Annotated in this window: 23 protein-coding genes; 15 read left to right on the top strand and 8 right to left on the bottom strand. The window is 58.2% G+C overall.

Annotated elements, in window-relative coordinates; all coding sequences use genetic code 11:
- The first annotated feature begins 116 nt into the window (after nt 1-116).
- Nucleotides 117-980 carry a hypothetical protein gene (locus tag I9184_RS13830; protein WP_209834881.1) on the top strand — a complete coding sequence of 288 codons (864 nt, stop codon included), beginning with the start codon at nt 117-119 and terminating at the stop codon, nt 978-980.
- Here I9184_RS13830 and I9184_RS13825 read toward each other — a convergent pair.
- Nucleotides 963-1,784: a phytanoyl-CoA dioxygenase family protein gene (locus I9184_RS13825; RefSeq protein ID WP_171724482.1), complete on the bottom strand. Its 822-nt coding sequence runs from the start codon at nt 1,782-1,784 to the stop codon at nt 963-965. The genes I9184_RS13830 and I9184_RS13825 overlap by 18 nt on opposite strands.
- 83 nt (nt 1,785-1,867) lie before the next feature.
- Between I9184_RS13825 and I9184_RS13820 the strand changes: the two genes are divergently transcribed.
- On the top strand, nt 1,868-2,764 hold the full coding sequence (locus I9184_RS13820) for a LysR family transcriptional regulator (RefSeq protein ID WP_209834879.1): 897 nt from the start codon (nt 1,868-1,870) through the stop codon (nt 2,762-2,764).
- Nucleotides 2,765-2,770: 6 nt separating this feature from the next.
- Here I9184_RS13820 and irrA read toward each other — a convergent pair whose 3' ends face one another.
- Nucleotides 2,771-3,187, bottom strand: a complete 417-nt coding sequence (gene irrA, locus I9184_RS13815; protein ID WP_170344907.1) for an iron response transcriptional regulator IrrA — start codon at nt 3,185-3,187, stop codon at nt 2,771-2,773.
- A gap of 186 nt (nt 3,188-3,373) precedes the next feature.
- On the opposite strand from irrA, the gene fabA reads away from it, so the two are divergent.
- From fabA to I9184_RS13800, 3 genes are read left to right on the top strand one after another with little or no spacing between them, the layout of a single operon-like run.
- Nucleotides 3,374-3,883, top strand: a complete 510-nt coding sequence (fabA, locus tag I9184_RS13810; protein ID WP_152457158.1) for a bifunctional 3-hydroxydecanoyl-ACP dehydratase/trans-2-decenoyl-ACP isomerase — start codon at nt 3,374-3,376, stop codon at nt 3,881-3,883.
- A gap of 31 nt (nt 3,884-3,914) precedes the next feature.
- Nucleotides 3,915-5,144, top strand: coding sequence for a beta-ketoacyl-ACP synthase I (fabB, locus tag I9184_RS13805; RefSeq protein WP_171117367.1), 1,230 nt, complete (start codon nt 3,915-3,917; stop codon nt 5,142-5,144).
- A 5-nt stretch (nt 5,145-5,149) separates the two neighbouring features.
- Nucleotides 5,150-5,941, top strand: a complete 792-nt coding sequence (locus tag I9184_RS13800; protein ID WP_171636730.1) for an enoyl-ACP reductase — start codon at nt 5,150-5,152, stop codon at nt 5,939-5,941.
- Between the two features lie 271 nt (nt 5,942-6,212).
- Here I9184_RS13800 and I9184_RS13795 read toward each other — a convergent pair whose 3' ends face one another.
- On the bottom strand, nt 6,213-6,641 hold the full coding sequence (locus tag I9184_RS13795) for a peptidylprolyl isomerase (RefSeq protein WP_171330048.1): 429 nt from the start codon (nt 6,639-6,641) through the stop codon (nt 6,213-6,215).
- A 126-nt stretch (nt 6,642-6,767) separates the two neighbouring features.
- On the opposite strand from I9184_RS13795, the gene I9184_RS13790 reads away from it, so the two are divergent.
- The 9 genes from I9184_RS13790 to I9184_RS13750 all read left to right on the top strand — a co-directional run bounded on the left by I9184_RS13790 (nt 6,768) and on the right by I9184_RS13750 (nt 14,958).
- Complete coding sequence (locus I9184_RS13790) at nt 6,768-7,454, top strand: haloacid dehalogenase type II (RefSeq protein WP_209834877.1); 687 nt, start codon at nt 6,768-6,770, stop codon at nt 7,452-7,454.
- Entirely contained in the window at nt 7,454-8,284 is an 831-nt protein-coding gene (locus I9184_RS13785) for an alpha/beta hydrolase (RefSeq protein ID WP_209834875.1), read from the top strand. The genes I9184_RS13790 and I9184_RS13785 overlap by 1 nt, the downstream gene beginning before the upstream one ends.
- Complete coding sequence (locus I9184_RS13780; RefSeq protein WP_209834873.1) at nt 8,281-9,255, top strand: threonine/serine dehydratase; 975 nt, start codon at nt 8,281-8,283, stop codon at nt 9,253-9,255. Before I9184_RS13785 ends, I9184_RS13780 begins: the two co-directional genes overlap by 4 nt.
- Before the next feature lie 59 nt (nt 9,256-9,314).
- Nucleotides 9,315-10,103, top strand: a complete 789-nt coding sequence (gene pcaD / locus I9184_RS13775; RefSeq protein ID WP_171636952.1) for a 3-oxoadipate enol-lactonase — start codon at nt 9,315-9,317, stop codon at nt 10,101-10,103.
- A 12-nt stretch (nt 10,104-10,115) separates the two neighbouring features.
- On the top strand, nt 10,116-10,829 hold the full coding sequence (locus I9184_RS13770) for an alpha/beta fold hydrolase (protein ID WP_209834871.1): 714 nt from the start codon (nt 10,116-10,118) through the stop codon (nt 10,827-10,829).
- A 100-nt stretch (nt 10,830-10,929) separates the two neighbouring features.
- A complete protein-coding gene (locus I9184_RS13765) occupies nt 10,930-12,129 on the top strand; it encodes a TCR/Tet family MFS transporter (RefSeq protein ID WP_171724489.1) in 1,200 nt (399 codons plus the stop codon).
- Between the two features lie 82 nt (nt 12,130-12,211).
- Nucleotides 12,212-13,306 (top strand): Zn-dependent alcohol dehydrogenase, encoded by a 1,095-nt coding sequence (locus I9184_RS13760; protein ID WP_209834868.1) that lies wholly within the window; start codon nt 12,212-12,214, stop codon nt 13,304-13,306.
- Nucleotides 13,307-13,325: 19 nt separating this feature from the next.
- The gene (locus I9184_RS13755) at nt 13,326-14,558 is read left to right on the top strand and encodes a mandelate racemase/muconate lactonizing enzyme family protein (protein ID WP_209834866.1); all 1,233 of its coding nucleotides are present in this window, start codon (nt 13,326-13,328) and stop codon (nt 14,556-14,558) included.
- A gap of 112 nt (nt 14,559-14,670) precedes the next feature.
- On the top strand, nt 14,671-14,958 hold the full coding sequence (locus I9184_RS13750) for a metalloregulator ArsR/SmtB family transcription factor (RefSeq protein WP_171636950.1): 288 nt from the start codon (nt 14,671-14,673) through the stop codon (nt 14,956-14,958).
- A 3-nt stretch (nt 14,959-14,961) separates the two neighbouring features.
- Here I9184_RS13750 and I9184_RS13745 read toward each other — a convergent pair whose 3' ends face one another.
- Nucleotides 14,962-17,958, bottom strand: a complete 2,997-nt coding sequence (locus I9184_RS13745; protein ID WP_171724524.1) for a cyclic nucleotide-binding domain-containing protein — start codon at nt 17,956-17,958, stop codon at nt 14,962-14,964.
- A gap of 214 nt (nt 17,959-18,172) precedes the next feature.
- Between I9184_RS13745 and I9184_RS13740 the strand changes: the two genes are divergently transcribed.
- A complete protein-coding gene (locus I9184_RS13740; protein WP_171636714.1) occupies nt 18,173-18,565 on the top strand; it encodes a DUF3307 domain-containing protein in 393 nt (130 codons plus the stop codon).
- A gap of 6 nt (nt 18,566-18,571) precedes the next feature.
- On the opposite strand, the gene I9184_RS13735 is transcribed toward I9184_RS13740, so the two are convergent.
- Genes I9184_RS13735 through I9184_RS13720 form a run of 4 tightly spaced genes read right to left on the bottom strand, consistent with a single transcriptional unit; the run spans nt 18,572 to nt 22,880 of the window.
- Nucleotides 18,572-19,303: a hypothetical protein gene (locus I9184_RS13735; RefSeq protein WP_209834865.1), complete on the bottom strand. Its 732-nt coding sequence runs from the start codon at nt 19,301-19,303 to the stop codon at nt 18,572-18,574.
- Between the two features lie 56 nt (nt 19,304-19,359).
- Complete coding sequence (locus I9184_RS13730) at nt 19,360-20,664, bottom strand: FAD-dependent oxidoreductase (protein WP_209834863.1); 1,305 nt, start codon at nt 20,662-20,664, stop codon at nt 19,360-19,362.
- Entirely contained in the window at nt 20,661-21,335 is a 675-nt protein-coding gene (locus I9184_RS13725) for a TetR/AcrR family transcriptional regulator (RefSeq protein ID WP_171636708.1), read from the bottom strand. The genes I9184_RS13730 and I9184_RS13725 overlap by 4 nt, the downstream gene beginning before the upstream one ends.
- Complete coding sequence (locus tag I9184_RS13720) at nt 21,336-22,880, bottom strand: trimethylamine methyltransferase family protein (RefSeq protein WP_209834861.1); 1,545 nt, start codon at nt 22,878-22,880, stop codon at nt 21,336-21,338.

Raw genomic sequence — 22,880 nt, 5'->3', positions numbered from 1 at the left:
GCCTTTGCATTCGCTGGATCGGCGTCATCTATACGCTTCGAACGCCGCTTGCAATGCGGGCGCAATTACCCGAATTTGGCAGGACTTTCCAGCAAGGCCGGACCAAAAAGCACCCGATGACGTACGATTCCCTCGACCATTTCCTGAAATCGGGACAGGCCGCACTGGCCAAAGGCCCTGTAGCATTGATTTTTGCCGAGGACGACGTCGAGTTGGCCAGCACGCTGCACCATCATCTGAGGCTGGGTTTCAAATCCGTCATCGTCTTTGCACCGGACGAGTTTCATCTGACAGAGGACCTGTCCGCCAAGGTGCATCGGGTCAACTTGAAATGTGTTCCCCGGCTGGTCGTGTTCGAAACCATAAACAGGATCATTAAGGCCGCACCCGGCATCTGGATGTATTATTGCTACAACGCCGAATACCTGTTCTTTCCCTACTGCGAAACGCGCAGCGTGGGCGAGATGCTTGTCTTTCATGGTGAAGAGCGTCGCAATGCGATGCTCAGCTATGTCATTGACCTGTACGCCGAGGATCTGACCGCACATCCCAATGGCGTGGCCCCCGATCAGGCCATGTTCGACAGTGTTGGCTATTATGCCCATACCCGCCACGACCCAAGCGGCCAACCGCTGGACCGTCAGGTGGATCTTTCGGGCGGGTTGCGGTGGCGGTTCGAGGACCACATTCCCTACGAACGTCGCAGGATCGACCGCATCGCATTGTTCAAAGCACAAAAAAACCTGGTGCTGAGACCCGATCACACTTTCAACGAACCGGAATACAATACCTATTCCTGTCCCTGGCATCACAACCTGACGGCCGCCATTTGTTCTTTCCGTGCCGCGAAGGCGCTGAAATCCAATGCAGGGTCAACCTTTGACATCCGAAGCTTTCGCTGGCGCAACTCGGTGCCGTTTGAATGGCAGTCCCGCCAGCTGCTGGATCTCGGGCTGATCGAATCAGGTCAGTGGTTCTGAGCCGGCCTGGCGCTGCAACAAGATCGGAAACCAATCCTCGCGCAGGCGCTGTCCCGGCGTCATGTCATGACCGGGAAACGGGGGCGAGGTTCGGCCGGGGCGCTCTACATACCGGGCATCGTCGCCCACCAGCCGCAGTGAAAAGGCGCGGCGACGGCTGTCCGACTGGTTTCCGCGCGCACCGTGCAGCGTGCGATAGTTGAAAGCGACGGCATCGCCGGGCTCCATCTCGAATTCGATGACCTTCATACCTTCGGCATCCGGATCCGGCACGGGGATGTACTGACCTTCATCCGGGAAAAAGCCGTCCTCGGAAACCCATCGGGTCGGCAGAACTTCTTTATCCCATCGGTGCGACCCGGCAACACACCGCAGCGTCGCCTGTCTGACCGGATCAAGCGGAGACCAGAAGCTGATCGTCTGCTGACCCTCGACGAAATAATATGGGCCGTCCTGATGCCACGGTGTCGCCATCGACGTACCGGGCTCCTTGACCAGCACGTGATCGTGAAACATCTGAACGCGTTTCGATTGCATCAGATCCGCGGCAACCTCAGCTGCGGGAGACGTCTCGATCACGTCGCGGAACTGCGGAATCCGGGTCCAATTGCAGTAATCATCAAAGAAACGACCTGTTTCACCCGCCTTCTTGTTTTCCGAGGCATAGGGACCGGGATCGGCCATATTCGCGGCCACACCATCACGCAGTTGATCCACATGATCCGCAAACAGCCCTTTGACCAGTACGACGCCGTCGGCCTGATAAGTGTCGATCATCTGCTGAGTAACAAGACGGTGTGGCATCGGAAGCTCCTGAAGTTTTTTTGCTTTTGACCGGAAAAATGTATTCTGTTCAAATCATATCTTTCGAAGTTATTATTAATCTCATGTTATATATTTCGTTGCGCCAATATGAATATGTCTGTGCAGTCGGGCGTCACGGCAGTTTGTCGGCGGCAGCCCAGCATCTCAATGTTTCGCAACCGGCCTTGTCCACTGCGCTGACGCGTGTTGAAGCCCATTTGGGGTATCCGCTGTTCGTTCGCCGCCGGGGTGCAGCCATGGCACTGACACCTCAGGGACGTACGTTCATAGAGAACGCCGAGGTCTTGCTGAAAAATGCTGCGCGAATCGAAACGTCCGATACCTCCGCGCCGGGCACCTCCAGGCTGAGATTGGGCTGCTTTACGGACCTGGCCCCCTTCCTTTTGGCCTCGGCCCTGCAACTTCTCCGCAACACGTTCACCGATCTCAACCTTACCTATGTGGCCGGGTCCTTCGAAGGGCTGCTGAATGGATTGATGGATGGCCAGATTGACATCGCAATCACATACGACCTGACCATGGATGCGGGGTTCGCCCGTACAAAACTGTTCGACAGCAGACCGAAGGCCTTGATGTCCCCGGATCATCCATTGGCGACAACCACAGAAGTCACCCTTGCAGCGCTGGAAGGTCATCCGTTGATTCTGTCTTCGGAAGGATTATCCGCCCAACACATTCTCGGCCTGTTCCGACAAAACGGGCTGCGCCCTACCGTCGCGCACCGGGCGGCATCCCTTGAGATTCAACGCAGCCTTGCCGCCCATGGTGAGGGAATCGGGATCAGCTATGCCAGCCCACCCAGCAGCTTCAGCTATGACAACAAGCATCTGGTCAGCGTACCGATTGCCAATCCGGACACAGCAGAATCCGTCGTTCTGGCGCGGCACGGCACAGGACCCTCTGACACGACCACAGAAAAGGCCGAACGTGTTTTGGTGGCCGGGCTGACAGGCGTTTAAGGTCTGTTACTTCTTGCGCAAGCGAATGACGACATCGACAGAGGCGATTTCGACACCTTCCGGCGCCTCGGGAAGGCGCTGAATGACCAGCTGATCCGACGGCGCATCGCTTAGCCTTGCGTCGTCTTCCCAATAAAAGTGGGGATGATCATGCGTGTTCGTGTCGAAATAGCTTTTCGATCCGTCCACTGTGATTTCTTGCAGCACACCCGCATCGCAAAAAGCACGCAGGGTGTTGTAGACCGTTGCCAGAGACACCGCATCCCCATTCGCCTTTGCCGATTCAAAAAGGCTTTCTGCGGTGACATGGCGATGGCGGCCGTCGCCCACCAGAAGTTCGGCCAGCGCCACGCGCTGACGCGTCGGTCGCAAGCCCGCATTCACCAGCCAACCTGTTGCGATTTCGCGGCTCTGAGGTGTCATCGATCCGATACCCATTATTCCTGCCTTTATATATAGGGGCGCATCACCGGCAATTACAAATGAAATTCATTCGCAAGATAAGAACCAACACAACATGATGTGGCGCGCCGCTCTTGCAGGACCTTGCAAACGGGTGTTAGACGAAGCCAGATGTAAAGACAGACCCCCGGCAGGAAAGGTGGCAGAATGGCCCAGTTCCCTAGCAGTTTTGACAAAGATGATCTGCTGAAATGCGCTCGTGGTGAGTTATTTGGCCCCGGCAACGCACAATTGCCCGCCCCACCGATGCTGATGATGGACCGGATCACCGACATCTCTGCCGATGGTGGTCTGCACGGCAAGGGCCATGTGCTGGCCGAATTCGACATCACACCCGACCTTTGGTTCTTTGAGTGCCACTTTCCGGGCAACCCGATCATGCCGGGCTGTCTGGGGCTGGACGGGCTTTGGCAACTGACCGGTTTCAACCTTGGCTGGCGTGGATGGCAGGGGCGCGGCATGGCCGTCGGCGTCGGCGAAGTAAAGCTGACCGGCATGGTTCGCCCGGACCGCAAGATGCTGACGTATAAAATCGATTTCAAAAAAGCGATTCAAACGCGCCGCCTGACAATGGGTGTGGCGGATGGCATTGTCGAAGCCGATGGCGAGATGATTTATGATGTCAAGGACATGAAGGTCGTTCTATCCGAGGCCTGAGCCTGAACGGTCTGAAACAAGGAGTGCGCACATGCGTCGAGTAGTCGTCACCGGTCTGGGGGTTGTGTCCTCGATCGGGAACAATGCCGAAGAGGTTCTGACCTCGCTCAAAGCAGGTAAATCCGGGATCGTGGCCAGCGAGCAGATGGCAGAACATGGTTTTCGCAGCCAGATCGCGGGTACGCTCAAGATCGACGTGGCCCAGCATGTGGACAAGCGCACATTGCGCTTTATGGGTCCAGGGGCCGCCTATGCACATATCGCCATGAGCCAGGCGATTGCCGATTCCGGGCTGACCGAAGACCAGATCGTCAATCCACGCACCGGGCTGGTTGCGGGCTCTGGCGGACCTTCGACCAGCGCGATGCTGACGGCGCATCAAACCGTTCTGAAGACGGGCGCGACCAAGCGGATCGGGCCATTTGCCGTGCCAAAATGCATGTGCTCGACGATCTCGGCCAATCTGGCGACCGCGTTCAAGATCAAGGGCATCAACTATTCGATCACCTCGGCCTGCTCGACCTCGCTGCATTGCATCGGCAACGCGGCCGAACAGATCATGCTGGGCAAGCAGGACGTGATGTTCGCCGGCGGCGGTGAAGAACTGGACTGGACGCTTTCCTGCCTGTTCGACGCAATGGGCGCGATGTCGTCGAAATATAATGACACACCCGATAAAGCCTCGCGCGCGTTCGACGAAAACCGTGATGGTTTCGTGATTTCGGGCGGCGGTGGAATCGTTGTTCTGGAAGAGCTGGACCACGCTCTGGCCCGCGGCGCCAAAATTTATGCTGAAGTTACAGGTTATGCCGCAACTTCAGATGGTCACGACATGGTTGCTCCTTCAGGTGAGGGCGGCGAGCGCGCGATGCGACTAGCTCTGAGTACCCTGCCCGAGGGGCGCAAGGTCGGCTATATCAATGCTCACGGCACCTCGACCCCCGTCGGCGACGTGGGTGAGGTAGAGGCGGTGCGCCGCATCTTTGGCGAAGGCAATGTACCCCCCATCTCCTCGACGAAGTCGATGACAGGCCACGCTCAGGGCGCGGCGGGCGCGCTTGAGACGATTTTCTGCCTGCTGATGCTGGAAAATGATTTCATTACTCCATCGATCAATGTCGACACGCTTGCCGAAGGCATTCAGCCCGGTGAAATTGCAACTCAAGTGGTTGAAAACGCAGGACTGGACAGTGTCATGACCAACAGCTTCGGCTTTGGCGGCACGAACGGGTCCATGGTTCTTTCAAAGTATAACGGGTGAAAGTAATGTCGGATCTTCTCAAAGGTAAACGCGGCCTGATCATGGGCGTGGCCAATGACCGCTCGATTGCGTGGGGCATTGCCAAGGCCATGCACGAGGCTGGCGCCGAACTGGCATTCACCTATCAGGGCGAGGCATTCGGAAAGCGGCTGGAGCCGCTGGCTCAGAGCCTGGGCAGCGATTTCATGGTCGATGCGGATGTCACCGACGACGAGTCGCTGGATCGCGCTTTTGGCGAGCTGGCCGAACGTTGGCCCACCATAGATTTCCTGGTGCATGCTATCGCCTATTCGGACAAGTCCGAGCTGACAGGTCGGTTCCTGAATACCACACGTGCGAATTTCAAGCATTCGATGGATGTCTCGGCCTATTCCTTCATCGAGGTCGCGCGTCGCGCCTATCCGTTGATGAAAGACAATGGCGGTTCCCTGCTGACCCTGACGTATCAGGGCTCCAACCGGGTTGTGCCCAACTACAACGTGATGGGTGTCGCAAAGGCTGCGCTGGAATCGGCAACGCGCTATTTGGCCAACGATCTTGGCCCCGATGGCATCCGCGTGAACGCGATTTCCCCAGGGCCGATGAGAACCCTCGCCGGTGCAGCGATCGGCGGTGCCCGCAAGACCTACAAATTCTGCGATCAGAATGCACCGATGCGCTCTAACGCCACACTTGAAGCTGTCGGCGGAACGGCTGTGTACCTGACGTCAGATGCAGGTGCCTGCACGTCGGGTGAGATCATCCGCGTTGACGGTGGCTTCCACGTTCTGGGCATGCCTCAGCCCGAATCCATGTGACCATATCTTTCCCTGCCGCTGCCCAGATTTCACCATCATTAGGCGGCAGGTAATCGATATGAGCAAACTTGACCAAATCATTGCAAACAATGCACGCGCGACGCAAAGCCGGCGAAAGCCCGGCTTTCTCAGCCAACGGGCCAGGGTGCTATTGCTTACGTTGACTTCACTGTTGCTGGTGTTCGTCTTCTTTACGCAGCCACAGGTAAGGGCCGCGATTCACGCTCTGATAGGGTGAGATCCGGGCCGGACATCCGGCCCGAACCATGTCTCAGTTGACTGAAACGACTTCGATCTCGAAAACCAGATCCTGCCCTGCCAGCGGGTGATTTGCATCCAGAGTAACGGTGGCTTCGTTTGAATCCACAACCGTTACAGGCACGGCCTGACCTTCTGGCGTTTGCATCTGCAACTGTGTCCCGGGATCCAGGGGGATGTCGTCTGGAATGCCTTCACGGGGAATTTCCTGACGCATCGCAGGGTTGATCGGGCCGTAGGCGTCTGTACAGGCAATTTCCACCCGCGTCTTGTCCCCGGTGGACAGGCCCGGCATGGCACGGTCCAGCCCCGGGATGATCTGGCCCGACCCGACCACGAATTCCAACGGATCACGCCCGTCCGAGCTGTCAAAGACTTTGCCGTCCAGCAATGTCCCGGTGTAGTGGATGCGAACCGTGTCGCCTTGTTTGATTTCGGTCATCGTGGCCTCCGGCCGTTCCAAGGGGTTAAGCGGCCAACCCTATAGGTTGACACAATGTTGTAAACCCTCGGCTCTTTCACCCTCTGCGCCGATGTGCCAACCTGCGCGCAATCTAAGGAGGACCATATGCCGATCACGACCTGTGTGTTCGATGCCTACGGAACATTGTTCGATGTTGCCGCGGCTGCCCGGCAGGCGGCAGACGAGCCGGGTTTCGAAGCCCTGAAAGACAAATGGACCACCGTTGCGGGGCATTGGCGTCTGAAACAACTGCAATACACATGGCTGCGCGCCGTGGCGGATGCGCATGCGGATTTCTGGGACGTTACCCAGGACGGGCTGGATTGGGCTCTGGAGGCCGCAGGCCTGCAAGGCAACCCGGGGCTGCGCCAACGTCTGCTTGATCTCTATTGGGAATTGCAGGCCTATCCAGAAGTTCCGGCCATGCTGAAAGCCCTCAAGGATGGTGGGCTGCAAACGGCGATCCTGTCCAACGGGTCGCCCCCGATGCTGGACGGAGCCGTGAAGTCCGCCGGAATCGGCGATGTATTGGATGATGTGCTGTCGGTCGAAAGCGTCGGCGTCTTCAAACCCCACGCCCGTGTCTATGATCTGGTGCAAAACAGGTTTGGCTGCGCACGCGATGACGTTTTGTTCGTCAGTTCGAACGGCTGGGACGCTGCCGGGGCCAGCGGGTACGGTTTTGTGACCGCATGGGTCAATCGGATTGGTGAACCCATGGATCGCCTTCCCTGGACACCTGCGCATGTGCTGTCCGATCTGACCTCGATTCCCAAGCTGGCCGGTCTCTGATGTCAGAATTCATGACAACGGACGGCAGGCGCATCTATTTCAAAGAGTCCGGCACCGGCACGCCGCTTTTGTGCCTGGCCGGTCTGACCCGAAACAGCCGCGACTTTTCGTTTTTTGCGCCACATGCCTCGGGCCTGGGCATGATCGCCATGGATTACAGGGGGCGCGGGCGTTCGGAATACGACCCCGACTTTATGAATTACAATATCTTCCGCGAATCCCATGACGCGATTGAGCTGCTCGATCATCTGGGGATCGAGAAAGCAGTCATTCTGGGAACATCGCGCGGCGGGCTGATCGCCATGGCGCTGGCCGCAAGCCACCCCGAACGTCTGGCCGCCGTAATTCTGAATGACGTGGGTCCGGTTATCGAGCCGTCGGGCATCGCCAAGATCATGGCCTACGTGGGGGCGCAGCCCACCGCCAAAACCTATGATGAAGCAGCCGCCGCATTGAAACACGTAATGGAGCCGCAATTTCCCGGTGTTCCACTGGAGACCTGGCGCAAGCAGGCAGAATTTCAGTATGAAATGCGCAAAGACGGGCTGAAGCTGCGATATGATCCAGCCCTGCGCAAGGCGCTTCTTGAACAAGCTGCAAGCGCGGCAGCCCCTGATCTTTGGGTGTTCTTCGAAGCCTTGCGTGGCATTCCCACCGGTGTGATCCGGGGCGCGAATTCCGATGTTCTGGGCGCGGACACTCTGGCCGAGATGCGGCATCGACACCCGGAGCTGATCTCGGTCGAGGTACCGGATCGCGGGCATGTTCCGTTCCTGAACGAAGTCCAATCACTGGACCTGATACAGAAGGTATTGAAGAACGCCGCATGAGCACATTTGAGATGATCGAAGCCGCCGCAGAACGGCTGAAAGGACACGTTCGCGAAACGCCGATCCTGTCGTCGCCCTTTCTCGACACGCTTGCTGGCCGCCGCATTTGGGTCAAACCGGAATGCCTGCAACATACCGGCAGTTTCAAGTTTCGCGGCGCGTGGTCGGCCATTTCGGCGCTGGATGAAGGCATACGCCAGCGTGGTGTGATCGCATATTCATCGGGCAACCATGCGCAAGGTGTTGCGATGGCCGCTTCGAAACATGGGATTGCCTCGGTCATTGTCATGCCATCGGACGCGCCGCAGCTCAAGATCGACAACACCCGCGCGCTGGGCGGCGAAGTCGTTTTGTACGATCGCGCGAATGAAAAACGGGAGGAAATAGGCGAAGCCATCGCTGCTGAACGTGGTCTGACCCTGATCCGCCCCTATGACGAACCGCAAGTCATCGCGGGACAAGGCACAACCGGGCTGGAAATCGCGAGGCAGGCAGCGGGAATTGGGGTTTCGCAGTCGGATGTTCTGATCTGTTGCGGCGGCGGAGGTTTGACCTCGGGCATTGCGCTGGCGCTGGAGAAACACGCGCCGAATTTGCGGGCGCGCCCCTGTGAGCCGGAAGGGTTCGACGACGTCAAACGATCCTTGGCGTCAGGTCGCATTCAAAACAACAATGCGGCGTCGGGTAACATATGCGATGCGATCCTGACACCGCAGCCCGGCGACATCACCTTTCCGATCCTTCACCGTCTTTGCGGCCCCGGACTCTCTGTCACCGAAGACGAGGCATTGCAGGCCATGGCATATGCCTTTCTGCGCCTTAAAATCGTGTTGGAACCCGGCGGCGCCGTAGCACTGGCCGCGGCCCTTTTCCGGGGCGACGAGATCGAAGGCGACGACGTGATCGTCGTCACATCGGGCGGGAATGTCGATCCGGGAATATTTGCTAAGGCGTTGGAATTCCTGACCTGACATCGGTGCGAAAGCCGTGCAAATTACGTCAGGACGGCATGACGACAAGGACCTTTGTCATGATGATCGCTGATCTGGGCGACGTGAAACTGAACTATCGCATCGACGGCCCCACGGACGGTGCACCCATTGTGTTTGCCAATTCCCTGGGAACCGACCTGCATCTTTGGGACGCGGTGCTGCCATACATGCCCGACGGGCTGCGCATCATCCGGTATGACAAACGTGGGCACGGGCAATCCTCGGTGCCCCCTGCACCCTATTCGATGGGCGCTTTGGTGCGGGATGCCGAGGCGCTGCTGGATCACCTTCAGGTTCGCGATTGCGTCTTTGTCGGCCTCTCGATTGGCGGGATGATCGCGCAGGGGCTGGCGATCAAACGCATGGACCAGATTCGTGCGCTGGTGCTATCGAACACCGCTGCCAAGATCGCCACGCCTTCGATCTGGCAAGAGCGCATTCAGGCGGTGCGAAAGGGCGGGATCGAGGCTTTGGCCAATGCCACGATGGAGCGTTGGTTCTCGCGCGAATTCCGCCACGCCCAAAATTACCTGCCCTGGCGCGATATGATGGTCAGCCAACCAGTCGAAGGGTATCTGGGCTGCTGTGCCGCCATTGCCGGTACCGACTTTTATACCCCCACAAGCGGCCTGCGCCTGCCCACGCTTGGAATTGCGGGCAGCGAAGACGGATCGACCCCACCCGATCTGGTGCGGGAAACGATTGATCTTGTGCCCGGATCCCGATTTCGGCTGATCCGCCGCGTTGGACATTTGCCTTGCGTTGAGAATCCCGCGGAATACGCAGAAATCCTGACCGGATTTCTGACCGAGATCGGACATGTCTGAAGGAGAATGACAATGGCGTCCTTCCTGTTGGTCCATGGCTCGTGTCACGGCGCCTGGTGCTGGCGCGACCTGATCCCCGCTTCGGAAGCCCTGGGCCATACCGCCCGCGCCATCGACATGCCCAGCCACGGTGCAGACCCCACGCCGGTGGCCGACGTCACGCTGGACGGTTGCCGCGATGCCATTTTGAACGCCTGTACACCCGATACGATCGTCGTCGGCCATTCCTGGGCCGGCTTTCCGATCAGCGCAGCGGCCGAGGCCCGCCCGGATGCGATGCGCGCCTTGATTTACCTGTGTGCCTATGTCCCTCGGGATGGTCTTTCGATGGCGGAAATGCGCAGGCGCGGGCCACGGCAAACCATTGCGCACGCAGTGGAAAAATCTGCGGACGGGCTTTCCTATACCGTGTCAGTGGATGCGATCCCACAGCTGTTTTATCACGATTGCCCGGACGACGTCCTGCCATACGCATACGCGCGCCTGTGTCCGCAAGCCATCCTGCCACAAGAAACACCGCTGCCTGTCGGCCCACGCTTTGCCAAGGTCCCCAAGGCCTATATCCGAACAACCGACGACCACACGATACCGACCGAGTACCAGGCAGACATGAGCGCCTGCGTCCCCGAAAACCTTCGACGTACAATCAACAGCTCGCATTCGCCGTTTTTTTCACATCCGCAGGAATTGGCTGAGCTTTTGTCCGAACTGGCGGGCAAACTCTAACAACCTGCCGCAACGACATGGGGTGTCCCGCGGAACTGTCTCTTCCCTCATTCGTCGGGCATGACTAGGGTGCCGCTCACAACTCATGTGTTCAGGTCCCATGCGTCTGCCGTTTTTCTTTATCCTCTGCATCGTCATGATCGATGCTATGGGCATTGGTCTTGTGATGCCGATCATGCCGCAACTGATCGTCGAGGTTCAGGGCGGCACCTTGGCCAATGCCGCGATCTGGGGCGGTGTGCTGAGCACAGCCTTTGCCGCGATGCAATTCATCTTCGGCCCCATTCTGGGAAACCTTTCCGATGCTTACGGGCGCAGAACGGTATTGCTGGTGTCCTTGTTCGTCATGGCGCTGGACTACGTCGTCATGGCCTTGGCGGGCAGCATCTGGCTTTTGCTGGTCGGACGTATCGTCGGCGGCATAACGGCGGCCACCCATTCGACGGCGGCGGCTTTCATGGCCGATGTGTCCGACCCAAAAGACAAGGCCGCAAATTTCGGCCTTCTGGGCGCGGCATTTGGCGTGGGGTTCGTTCTGGGTCCGGTGATCGGCGGATTGCTAAGCGAATTTGGAACCCGCGCACCATTCTGGGCTGCTGCGGGTTTGGCGGCGCTGACCTTCTGCATCGGATATTTCGTGATGCCCGAAACGGTGACCGATGAAAACAGGCGTGCCTTCAACCTGCGGCGCGCGAACCCGGTGAACTCGCTTCGCGCCATAGCATCATTGCCCGGCATCCGGCCTATGCTGTGGGTCTATTTCCTGTATTCGGTTTCAATCTACGTCTATCCGGCCATCTGGTCCTATTTCACGACCGAGCGCTTCGGTTGGTCCGCGCAGATGATCGGCCTGTCGCTTGGAATCTATGGCATCGGCATGGCCGTCGTGCAAGGCGGTCTGATCCGCCCGGCCATCCGGCTTTTGGGCGAGCGGGCAACAATCATCTATGGCATGATCTTTGAAATCATAAGCTTCGCCATTCTGGCCTTTCTGACCAACGGCCTGATAGCACTGCTTCTCATTCCGATTACCGCCATTGGGGCGGTCATCACGCCCGCCCTTCAGGCGATGATGTCACGGGCCACACCAGATTCTCAGCAAGGTGAATTGCAGGGTGTCCTGACTGCGTTGCATGCGCTTTCGATGGTGATCTCACCGTTGGTGATGACCAGCGTATTCGCGCAGTTCATTCGACCTGACACCCCGCTCTACCTGCCTGGCGCCCCGTTTCTGCTGGCACTCTTGTTGATGCTGGCAGGGTTCCTACTGTTTAGACGGTCCCGGCCTGTCGTGGCGTAACAACGACACGCAAATGGCGGTTTCTGCCTTGCGAGCCGCCTTTTCCCGCGCCACCGTGAACCCAACGGGAGTGAGGGACAACATGCAAAAAATCAAAGCCGCAGTCTGCCGGGCATTTGGCGAGCCACTGGTGATCGAAGACGTTTATCTGGCCCCCCCCGGCACGGGCGAGGTCCAGGTGACACTGGATGCCGTGGCCATCTGCCATTCGGACATTTCCTATGCCGAAGGCGCATGGGGAGGGTTCCTGCCAGCGGTTTACGGGCACGAAGCCGCAGGCGTGATCACCGCAGTCGGAGACGCGGCCGGGGATTTCAAGGTCGGCGACCCTGTGGTGGTGACCCTGATCCGCGCCTGCGGGTCTTGCCCTGCCTGTGCAGGCGGGCAACCGACAATTTGCGAAACACCTTACGACACTGTCAAAGGTCCATTGAAAACAGGCGATGGCGGCGCGCTCGAACAGGCGATGGCATGCGGGGCCTTTGCCGAAAAGGTCGTGGTAAGCCACCGCCAGATTGTCAAAATCCCGGATGACCTGCCTAAGGAACTGGCCAGCCTGCTGTCCTGCGGCGTGATCACCGGGGTCGGCGCTGCGGTTAATGCGGCAGGCGTGCGCCCCGGTCAGGACGTGGTGGTCATTGGGGCGGGCGGGGTCGGCCTGAACGCAATTCAAGGCGCGCGGATTGCAGGCGCGCGGCGGATCGTGGCCGTGGACATGACCGAAGAAAAGCTTGAGATCGCCAAAGAGTTCGGCGCAACCCACGGCGTTTTGGCCAGCTTGGATCAACCTTGGAAAGCCGCATACAGGGCGCTGGGGGGGCGCGGTGCCGATGCCGTTCTGATCACCGTCGGCGCGATTCCCGCTTATGATCAGGCTCCGCGCTATCTTGGGCGCGGCGGCAAGGCGATCATGATCGGGATGCCACATTCCGGTGACATGGCCAGCTATGAACCCGTTGTATTGGCAGCCCTGGGTCAGGGTGTCGTCGGGTCGAAAATGGGCGACGTGGTCATTCAGCGCGACATACCCTGGATGGTGGACCTGTATAAGCAGGGACGGCTGAAACTGGACGAGCTGATCTCGGGCCGCTGGTCTCTGGATCAGATCAACGAGGCCATCGCCGACACCAAAACCGGATCGGCCAAGCGAAATGTGATCCTGTTCGACAGGACCTGACCCACCGAAAGGATTTGGGATGAAACTTCAGGATCTCGACGTCATCGTCACCGCCCCGCCCGCCCCGGGCTGGGGAGGGCGATACTGGATACTTGTCAAAGTGACGACCGATACCGGCATCACGGGATGGGGTGAGTGTTATGCCTCGTCCGTGGGCCCTGTAGCGATGCGTCATGTCATTCAGGACGTGTTCGACCGGCATATGTTGGGAGAAAACCCCGAAAACATTGAACTCATGTTCCGCCGCGCCTATTCCAGCGGCTTTACGCAGCGGCCGGACCTGACGGTGATAGGCGCATTCTCGGGGTTGGAAATTGCCTGCTGGGACATTCTGGGCAAAGATCGCGACAGGCCGGTGCATGCGCTGCTTGGCGGCAGGATGAATGACCGGATCCGGGCCTATACTTACCTGTACCCCCTGCCCCAGCACAACCTGAACGATTTCTGGACCTCTGCCGAACAGGCCGGTGAAACGGCGGCGGAAATGGTGAACCGTGGCTACACCGCCGTGAAATTCGACCCGGCCGGCCCCTATACCATCCGCGGCGGGCACATGCCCGCGATGAGCGACATTTCCATGTCCGTCGCCTTCTGCAAAGCGATCCGCGAGGCCGTGGGGGACAGGGCCGATCTGCTGTTCGGCACCCATGGCCAGTTCAACACAGCCGGTGCAATTCGGCTGGGGCAGGCGTTGGAACCATACCAACCCCTGTGGTTCGAGGAACCTACGCCGCCGGACAATATCGAAGACATGGCCCGCGTCGCGCGCAATGTACGCATTCCGGTTGCCACCGGAGAACGGATGACCACAAAGGCCGAATTCGGAGCCGTCCTGCGCGCCGGAGCCGCCGAAATCCTGCAACCGGCGCTGGGGCGTGCAGGCGGAATATGGGAGATGAAGAAAGTCGCCGCCATGGCCGAGGTCTTCAACGCGCAGATGGCACCGCACCTCTATGCGGGTCCGGTGGAATGGGCCGCCAATATTCATCTGGCGGCGTCCATTCCCAACCTGCTGCTTCTGGAAACCATCGAAACACCGTTCCACGATCTACTGATCAAGGGCTCGATCCGGGTCGAGAATGGCTTTGTCGCCGCCCCGGATGCTCCGGGCCTTGGGATCGATGTCGATGAAGACCTGGCCCGCGCGCACCCATATGACGGCGACGGGTTGCATCTGCAAATGCAGGAGGACCCATGCGATTACGTTGAAGGCAACGCTTTTCAAGGGGGCGCCCCGGCAACCGAGGGGTGACAATACAAATGGCCTTGATGCATATTGGCATCACGAAACGCGATATGACGGTCCGAAAGTGGCACTTAACGAAACCGAACCTCAGGCACACCCAACAGACGCTCCGCCGGACATGAAAGACAACGCTGCACGCGCGGCTGCATTTCTTAAAACACTGGCACATGAAGGGCGCCTGATGATCTTGTGCCATCTTGGCGGTGGTGAAAAATCCGTCGGCCAACTTGAAGAGCTGCTTCAGCTGCGGCAGGCTGCCGTCAGCCAGATGCTGGCACGCCTGCGCGAGGAAGAGTTGGTCTCGACGCGCCGGGAAGGCAAAACGGTCTATTATTCATTGCGCGACGGTGCCACGGAAAAAGTGATCCGCCTGCTTTATGATTTGTTCTGCAACACGGACTCTTGATCGCTAATTGGACACATAGCCGGCGATAACCTGCAACAGCTTGAATGCGGTCGCCGCGTCGTTTTCCACAACGGCAAGGAATTCTTCTTCACCGATCCGCAAGCAGGAAAGCTGGGTTTCCGCCACCATGCTCAGCGCACGTGGTTCTTTTCTGATCAGGCCCAACTCTCCGACCAAAGCACCAGGCCCGACTTTGGTGATCAATTGGTCAGGCCCCTGTTCTTGCGGCAGATACAAACCTGCTTCGCCCTCCAGCACCACATAGGCACCGTCGGTGGGTTGGTCATCTTTCAAGAACACCACCTGCCCCGGCGCGGCATCAAACCAGCGCGCACCAAAGGCCAGCAGGCGCAGCTGACGCCGGTCCAGACCCGAAAACAAGGGGGTTTGTTCCAGAGCGCGCAGTTTCCGCGTCAAATCCGCCGATGCTGCACTGTCTTCCTCCACCGCCACAGGCCCTCCGTCCGAGACCACACGACCTTGCCGGATTTCCACATACATATCGAATGCACCGGGGTTTTCAAACTGATCATTCAGATAGACGACGGTGGTGTCCGGCAGCAGTTCACGGAGCCGTTTATAGACCGCCACCTGCGTTTTCATGTCGTAGCTGGCCAGCGCGTTTTCCAGAATCAGGATGTCAGGTTTCTTGATCGTCGCTCGGGTAAAGGCCAAGGGTTCGGCAAACACCGCCGGAAGATTCTGACCGCCGAGAGCAACCTGGACATCATAGATCAGCTCTGTGACCAATGGGCGCGCGCCGTTTTCAGCCAACACATCCACTATCACCTTGCGGGCTTCGTCCGAACGGGAACCGCCAATCTGGCTGACTTTTCCGAACAGCGCATTTTCCATGACCGTCAATCCGGGCGCAAAGACGTTCGGATCCAATGGAACGAAGACGTCTTGCAAACGCTCCATCAGTTTCTCGGAATGGCTGTGCCGGAGTTCGAGGATGCGATCCTTCAGTTCATCCGTGAACGCAGGTCCGATCTGTTCGGCAGAGATCACAAATGGCACCGCCAACATGTTGGCAAGCTGTTCGTCATCCAGCCCGTCCGAACCTTCTTTGCGGGTCTGGTCCACCAGATCCACCGCAATTTCATAGGTTTTTGCATCAAGACCAAGCTTTTGGAATAACGGGTGGTCGGTTCCATCCATCCCGAAGATCTGGCGCAGCATGTCGATCACGTCGCGGGTCAACGCGATCAATGTCTCGTCCAGCCCCAGTTCACGCAATTGTCCGAGAAAGACCTTTTGTTGCGCAAGCAAAGCTTGTGTCACAGGAACACGTGGCGTTGCGAAAAGCAGATTTTCAGCCACGGGCAGGGCCGCGTTATAGGTGTTCCGGTCAAAGACAAGCGCCTGTTGTTCCAGCCCGGCATCCCGAACGGCCTGCTGCACGACCGGGCGCAGCTCGATCAGTTTCTTTGCCAGTTCACAATGCTCGGCCGCATCGAAGCTTTGTTCGGCGCCCCGTTGGAACAGCGCTGCGCCAAACCCCATTCCATCAATCAACTGCAACCACCAGGCACGCAGTTCTGTGGCGTCCTGAAAGCCGGCCAGAGTTGGGTCCAGCCATTCCGCCCCAAACGGATCGGCACTGTTGCCTGCCCTCAAGGTTTCGAGAAAATCCGGGTCGTCCGGCGGGTCAGTCAGCGGTTTGAACCGCATCGGCATCATCACGTTGTCGCCCAGCGTACCCTGGAACATGACAGGGCGTGATGTGACATACCCGATACGCGCGGCGACAACCACCTGATGCAACTCGGCCAGTTTCAGATCTCCGATCCGAACCTGGCCAGCACTGGGGCGTATTTCCCGTGTCAGCAATTCGCCGATGGCGCGTCGATCTTCCTCGCTGGGGGCGGCGATCCCAATTGTCTTTCCGGCAGGAAAACTGAGGTCCAGATCATCAAGCACCTGATTGCCATCCATGTCACGCACCGAAACGTGGTCCAGCACGATGTCGCCGTTCAGGTGTGGCCACTCGGAGGGTTCACTTTCGAACAAGGTTTCATCATGCATTCCGGCCGGGGCAAAACGGTCAATGACCACATCCCAGCGCAGCGACATGTCCTGGGTCTGGTTGTAATAGGTCAGCAGTTCCTTCCAAGGTGAGCTGAGATCCTTGTACGCAGCCAATGCGGCAACCAGCGCCCCCAGCGAAACCGAGCCCTGAAGCACCAACAGACCACCAACCAGATAGAACATGAACGGTGTAAGCTGCGAGATGAAGTTGTTCAGGAATTTCATGAAAAACTTCTTTTGATAGATCTCGAAACGGATGCCGAACAGGCGTCCCAATTGCTCTGAGATCATCGACCGGCGAAAACGCCAGCCGCCATTGGTCCGCAGGGTGGACGCGCCCGCCGCGTTCTCGCCAATCTGCGCCGCCAGAACTCGAACCTCCTGAATGCGTTTCTTGTTCAGCAGGTTGATCTGGCGTTGCAGCTTGGGGATCAACCAGGCCTGCAAGGGTATCAGCGCCACGGCGGCCAGCCCGAACCAGACGCTTTGTAGGAACAGGAAGGAAAGTATGGTGATCATTTGGCCAGCCTGAAGAACCGGCTGGCTGATCGCGTCGCCCATCAGGCCGCCCATCGGCTCGCTTTCGGCGGTGATCATTGACACCATTTCACCCTGGCTGACACGCTCGAAATAGGGTTGAGGAAAGCGCAGCGCCCGGCTGATCAACTGATAGCGAAAGCGCCGCAGCATCCGTTCACTCAGCACGCCCTTCATGGTATTGATGCGCATTTTCATCAGGCCATGGCACAGCACGGCCGCCAGAAAGGCAAAGCACAGAGCAACCAGAAAATTGGTCTGCGACATGGAATAGCCCCAGATCGTCACCTCAGAGGTGGACGACCCGATCGCGTCATTGATTATTCGTTTTGGCAACTCAAGTGTGAGATACAGCAAAGGAAACAGCGTCGCCGTCACGGCCAGCAGGACCAGCTGTTCGCGCTTGGAGTATTTCCAGATAAAGCGGAAAATTGTGCGTTCTATGGAACCTGCCCCTGCTGCTGACCTTCGACGTGGATTAAACGCAATGCATGCAATTTCAACAGCATGAATCAAATATCATCCAGACAGGATAAGCAAATTTTTCCCTTTTGGAAAATTTCTTGACCGAATGTGAACTAGTTCATTTACGCGTGCCCGTTTTATTGCCTAATGTTGGCGTCAGAACGATATCGGGAGGGTTCTTTTGACTGCCAGTATTGGCGCAGTGTTTCTTATGCTTTGTCTTTTGCTGATCAAGCATATGTTCGCTGACTACTACCTCCAGACACCGAAGATGCTTTCCGGTCGGGGTGAGTATTTTCACTTGGGACGCGCGCAACATGCCGCTGTGCATGTTGTGGGTTCTATCGTCGTTTTTTTGGTGTTCGGCGCGCCGCTGGTTTTTATTCTGATTGTCGGGGCGCTGGAATGGTTCATCCATTTCAATATCGATTTCATCAAGGCCAGCTATTCAGACAAAAAGCGACTTGAGCCAACGCAACCCGCTTTTTGGCGCGCCGCAGGTTTGGATCAGTTGATGCACAACCTGACTTATGTTGCGATGGTTTGGGCCTGGGTTACCTTCGCCGCCGCCTGAACGGTGTCAGGCCGCGTTCTCCGATACGGCAAGCCGATAGGCCCTAAGCCACATCCGATCCAATGCGTCAATCGCAGCAGGGTCGAACCGGTGCTCAACTTCCCAATACCGACCCGAGGCTACATAATAGCCAAGATCATCTTCCATTCGCTGCACACTGTGCATGGCTGCAATATCGGGAAGCGGTGCGGCTGTCAGGTCAGATAGGTTGACGGATGGAAACACCAGCCGGCTTGGCGCGCCGGATAACCGTACGGTTCTGCACCCCTGAGCGGCTGCAAAAAGCCCCAGTCGGGCGGCCTTCGCTTCAAGCGAACGCAGTGTCACGTCCTTTCGCAAAGGGTCCGCAGTGCCATTTCCATAAAAATGTGTTCGCCCCGATCCTGAATACATCATGTCGCAACCGGAAAAAGCCAGAACATCCGGCTTCAAGACTGACAAGGCCCAATAGCCTGCCGTGAAAGCCATCGTTCCGCCGGCATAAACGAACCCGCCATAGTCATTCTGTCTTGGGACGTATTCGTCGGCAGTGACTATGTGTTGAGTGCCAAGAACTTTTCCAGGGAGGCGCTCTGCCGGGAAGTCTTCGGGGTGGATCAGGTAATCCCAGTCTTCTCGGATGCGCCATGCGTTGTTGATGGCGACGATATGCGTGAAAGGCGCGCGCGACCATGCCCGCGCCTCCAGCGCCGATGGGGCGCTGCCAAGGATCAATACGGTTGTCTTTCGGTCGGTCATGTCAGGGCCGGGCTTGTTGACAGCCACACACGACATAGACCGTTTGCGAAACGCGACTAGCCCAGAACCGAGAAACTGCTTTCCTCATTGATCGGTCGTTTGCGCGAGTAGAAGCCCACGTCGATTGTCCGCTTGATGTATGGCAATTCGAACTGCAACGGTTTCGCGTCGTGATCGGCGCCACCTTCACAGTAATCGATCAGTGCCGCCATCATCTTGCCCGCAATGGGCGCATTCTTGTATTGGTTTCCGCTTGAACCACAGGCCATGTAGAACCCCGGCAGGCTGGATTTGTCATAGATCGGAATCCAGTCGGTAGACGCATCATAAAGGTCAACCACGCCCCGCGTTTTCGATGGAATACCAAGGCTGGGCACACGCTGCGCATACCGCATGGCCTGCGTGGTCCATTGATCGGTGAATTCACGATTGTAGTTCACATCGTCCTCGCACCACTGATGCGGATCACATTCCGGATCCTCAGATCCGACAAGGATGTGATTGCCGTGTTCCGGGCGGCAATAGCAGGCAATGTCACTGTCCGAAACGATGGTTCCGTCGTGTTCAAAATCGAACCCTTCAGGGGCTGGAACGTGCACGACCTCTTGCCGCAAGGGTCGGGTTTTGATGGTCATATCGTCCAGAACGCCGGCCATCTTGTTGATGATGGACGAACCAGGTCCTGCCACATTGACCACAACCTTGGCGTGGATTTCCTCGCCCGAGGCCAGCTTGACGCCGGAAACGCGCCCGCCCTCGGTCAGGATTTCCGTGACTTCAGCGCCGGTGCGCAGCTCGGCCCCATGCTGTTTCGCGGCATCCATCAGGTTCTGAGCCGACAGGGCCGGGTCGGTGACATAACCCGCCTGAGGCCAGTACACCCCGCCCGTCATTTTACGCCCGTTGGGTTGGCCGAATTCAGGATCGTCCATACGGCGCGCGGGGGCAAAGCTGTCCAGCGAATAGACCGGCAAGCGTTCCAGCACTTTTTCATCTGACCATTCTTCGAACGGGCAATTCAGCTCGGACGAATTGCGCATGTGTTTTTCCAGCATCCCGTTCGCCTCGGTTTTCATGACCAGACAGCCGGTTTCGCGGAACTGAGCAAGGTTGGCGTCTTTCGGCAAGCCAAGGTACTCGGCCCAGTCGCGCCAGTAGTGGTAGCCTTCCCAGGCAAACGCGGTTCCATCGAATGTGGAATAATGCATCCGGATAATCGCGCAGGACCCCGCGGTAGAACCGTGCCCGACCTGAGAATTCCGGTCCAACGACAGGGTTTTCCGTCCCGCCTTGGACATCTCGAACGCAATGGCCGCGCCGATCACGCCGGTTCCGATGATGATTGCGTCTGGTTGGCTCATGTCTGGTTTCCTTTCCAAAAGCGCAGGGAATACGCGCTGAATTCTTCAACTTCCTCGGGTTTCGGCTCGACACCTGTGAAGGCGTAAAGGTAATGCGGCACCATCGACAGCCGCATCTCGATAGGTTCGTTCAATTGCGCCAGATCATAACCGATCTGCATGTAATACAGCACGCGCGCCCGGGTTTCGGCTTCGATCTCGGAATAGCCGTAGCGGGCGAACATGGCGTGCAGCGCTTTCAGCCTGCGGGCGTCCGACTGATCCAGCATACGCCGCACCTTGCCCGATTTTCGCGCCCAGTCACGTACGGCAAAATCCAACGCAGTATCGAACAGATCGGTGTTCACTACGCACCGATGAACGTTGCAGACGGCCGCTGTTATCGTCTCGGCCGGTGCTTCGGCCTGCGCGACCAAGGCGGCGGTGTTGGTGGCCTGCCAGCGCGCCAGCAATGCATCCAGCAACTCTTGCCGGGATTTGAAGTACCAATAGAACGACGACCGCGATACTGCCATCCGTTCGGCAAGGTTCAGGACCTTGATCTGGTCCACCCCGTCCGAAATCAGCACATCCATCGCCACGTTCAGCCAGTCGTCACGCGTGACCTTGATGTTGCCGATCAATGGTTCGGCCTCGGGGTCATCGCGATGAAGGATCGGTTTCGGGCTCATTCAACTCTCCGGTGGGGCACCGCCCTCGGCGGTACGACGGGCAATGAAGTCATGTAAATCACCTGTCCGATCATTGTCGACAGCGGGCGCCCGGAAGTCGTTCAGAATGCCTTTCCAAACATCCGTTGCCCGATGGTTCGCGTCCACCGAACCACGCTCGGCCCACGTGCCGAAATTGGCGTAGTCATGGACATGCGGTTGATAGAATTCAGTATTATAGCGCTCCATCGTCTGGCTTGATGCGAAGAAGTGGCCACTGGGTTCAACCTCACTCAATGCAGTTTCAAACCCGATCTCGGACGGCCCCGCCTGCGCACCTGCGCACAGTTCGGCGACCATATTCAGCACTTCCGCGTCGCAGACCAGCTTTTCGAAGGAAACCGTCAACCCGCCTTCCAACCAGCCTGCGGAGTGGATGATCACCGTTGCCCCGGCCATAAGGCATCCCCAAAGCCCAAACTGGTTTTCGTTCGCGGCTTGTACATCGTTGGTGTTTGACGCCGATCCGGCAGCCGACCGCCAGGGCAAACCAAGATGCCGCGCCAGTTGGCCCGCAGCCAGTGATGCCTGAAAGTGCGACGGCGTCCCAAAAGCGGGCGCGCCGGACTTCATGTCCACGTTACTGGTGAACGTGCCATAGCAGACCGGCGCTCCAGGATTGGCAAGTTGGGTCAAAGTCAGCGCGGCAAGGGCCTCGGCATGAGACAAGGTGATCGCCCCGGCCACAGTAATCGGCGCCATCGCGCCCATCAGGGTAAACGGCGTGATGATCGACATCTGGCCGTGGCGGGCAAAGTCGATCAGACCTTGCGCCATCGGGATGTCCAAGGTGCGCGGGCTGTTGGTGTTGATGATCGTATAGCAATGCGCATGGCCCCGGAACGCATCATCCGAAAGACCGCGGGCCGTGGTCAGCATCTCAAAGCAGTCCATCACCTGCGGGGTTCCGCGCGAAAAGAAGAACGGAAACTTGTCTGTCAGTTCCATCTGGGCCCGAGTCGTGAAGTAATGACGCAGATGGGTCGGCAAATCTTGCGGCTCGACCTGTGGCGAAATCATCTGGAACACGTCGAAATGATGCGTGAGCTTCAAAAACTCCAGATAATCCTGACCTGTCGCCGGGCGCCGACCACGCTCAAGGTCGGTTGCGTTCGGCGCACCGGCTCCGGGTTGAAACACCAGCGAGCCCAGTTCGAGAGTAAAATCGCGACGCCGCGAGCCGGCGCGGCAGGCGATGGATTTGGGCGCTGACGCGACTGCGGCTTCAACCATCTCGCGCCCGATAAACACCATCTCAGTGTCTTCATCCACCCGCGCGCCGCCCTGTTTGAACAGTTTCCGCGCCTCGGGCAGCAGGGTCTTTACCCCCAACTCTTCCAGTGTCCGCAAGGCGGTGTCATGCATATCCGCGATTTGATCGGCCGGGAACACTTCCATCTGTGGGAAAGGGTTCCTGAGCTGGCGATAGTTCACATCGCGACCGGGCTGCGGGGCGGCTTCAGCCCCCCGCCCCCGCCGTCGGCGCCCGCGCTCTGCAGCAGTCAT

Origin of the sequence: Ruegeria sp. HKCCE3926 (assembly GCF_017872515.1) — a bacterium.
Taxonomy (GTDB): domain Bacteria; phylum Pseudomonadota; class Alphaproteobacteria; order Rhodobacterales; family Rhodobacteraceae; genus Ruegeria.
The sequence above is the reverse complement of the archived record's forward strand: the minus strand, read 5'-3'. Positions and strand labels throughout refer to the sequence as shown.

Excerpts from the sequence above, each read along its gene's own strand:
- I9184_RS13830 (WP_209834881.1), top strand. The coding sequence starts at position 117 with ATGACGTACGATTCCCTCGACCATTTCCTGAAATCGGGACAGGCCGCA.
- I9184_RS13825 (WP_171724482.1), bottom strand. The coding sequence starts at position 1,784 with ATGCCACACCGTCTTGTTACTCAGCAGATGATCGACACTTATCAGGCC.
- I9184_RS13820 (WP_209834879.1), top strand. The coding sequence starts at position 1,868 with ATGTTATATATTTCGTTGCGCCAATATGAATATGTCTGTGCAGTCGGG.
- irrA (WP_170344907.1), bottom strand. The coding sequence starts at position 3,187 with ATGACACCTCAGAGCCGCGAAATCGCAACAGGTTGGCTGGTGAATGCG.
- fabA (WP_152457158.1), top strand. The coding sequence starts at position 3,374 with ATGGCCCAGTTCCCTAGCAGTTTTGACAAAGATGATCTGCTGAAATGC.
- fabB (WP_171117367.1), top strand. The coding sequence starts at position 3,915 with ATGCGTCGAGTAGTCGTCACCGGTCTGGGGGTTGTGTCCTCGATCGGG.
- I9184_RS13800 (WP_171636730.1), top strand. The coding sequence starts at position 5,150 with ATGTCGGATCTTCTCAAAGGTAAACGCGGCCTGATCATGGGCGTGGCC.
- I9184_RS13795 (WP_171330048.1), bottom strand. The coding sequence starts at position 6,641 with ATGACCGAAATCAAACAAGGCGACACGGTTCGCATCCACTACACCGGG.
- I9184_RS13790 (WP_209834877.1), top strand. The coding sequence starts at position 6,768 with ATGCCGATCACGACCTGTGTGTTCGATGCCTACGGAACATTGTTCGAT.
- I9184_RS13785 (WP_209834875.1), top strand. The coding sequence starts at position 7,454 with ATGTCAGAATTCATGACAACGGACGGCAGGCGCATCTATTTCAAAGAG.
- I9184_RS13780 (WP_209834873.1), top strand. The coding sequence starts at position 8,281 with ATGAGCACATTTGAGATGATCGAAGCCGCCGCAGAACGGCTGAAAGGA.
- pcaD (WP_171636952.1), top strand. The coding sequence starts at position 9,315 with ATGATGATCGCTGATCTGGGCGACGTGAAACTGAACTATCGCATCGAC.
- I9184_RS13770 (WP_209834871.1), top strand. The coding sequence starts at position 10,116 with ATGGCGTCCTTCCTGTTGGTCCATGGCTCGTGTCACGGCGCCTGGTGC.
- I9184_RS13765 (WP_171724489.1), top strand. The coding sequence starts at position 10,930 with ATGCGTCTGCCGTTTTTCTTTATCCTCTGCATCGTCATGATCGATGCT.
- I9184_RS13760 (WP_209834868.1), top strand. The coding sequence starts at position 12,212 with ATGCAAAAAATCAAAGCCGCAGTCTGCCGGGCATTTGGCGAGCCACTG.
- I9184_RS13755 (WP_209834866.1), top strand. The coding sequence starts at position 13,326 with ATGAAACTTCAGGATCTCGACGTCATCGTCACCGCCCCGCCCGCCCCG.
- I9184_RS13750 (WP_171636950.1), top strand. The coding sequence starts at position 14,671 with ATGAAAGACAACGCTGCACGCGCGGCTGCATTTCTTAAAACACTGGCA.
- I9184_RS13735 (WP_209834865.1), bottom strand. The coding sequence starts at position 19,303 with ATGACCGACCGAAAGACAACCGTATTGATCCTTGGCAGCGCCCCATCG.
- I9184_RS13730 (WP_209834863.1), bottom strand. The coding sequence starts at position 20,664 with ATGAGCCAACCAGACGCAATCATCATCGGAACCGGCGTGATCGGCGCG.
- I9184_RS13725 (WP_171636708.1), bottom strand. The coding sequence starts at position 21,335 with ATGAGCCCGAAACCGATCCTTCATCGCGATGACCCCGAGGCCGAACCA.
- I9184_RS13720 (WP_209834861.1), bottom strand. The coding sequence starts at position 22,880 with ATGACTGCTGCAGAGCGCGGGCGCCGACGGCGGGGGCGGGGGGCTGAA.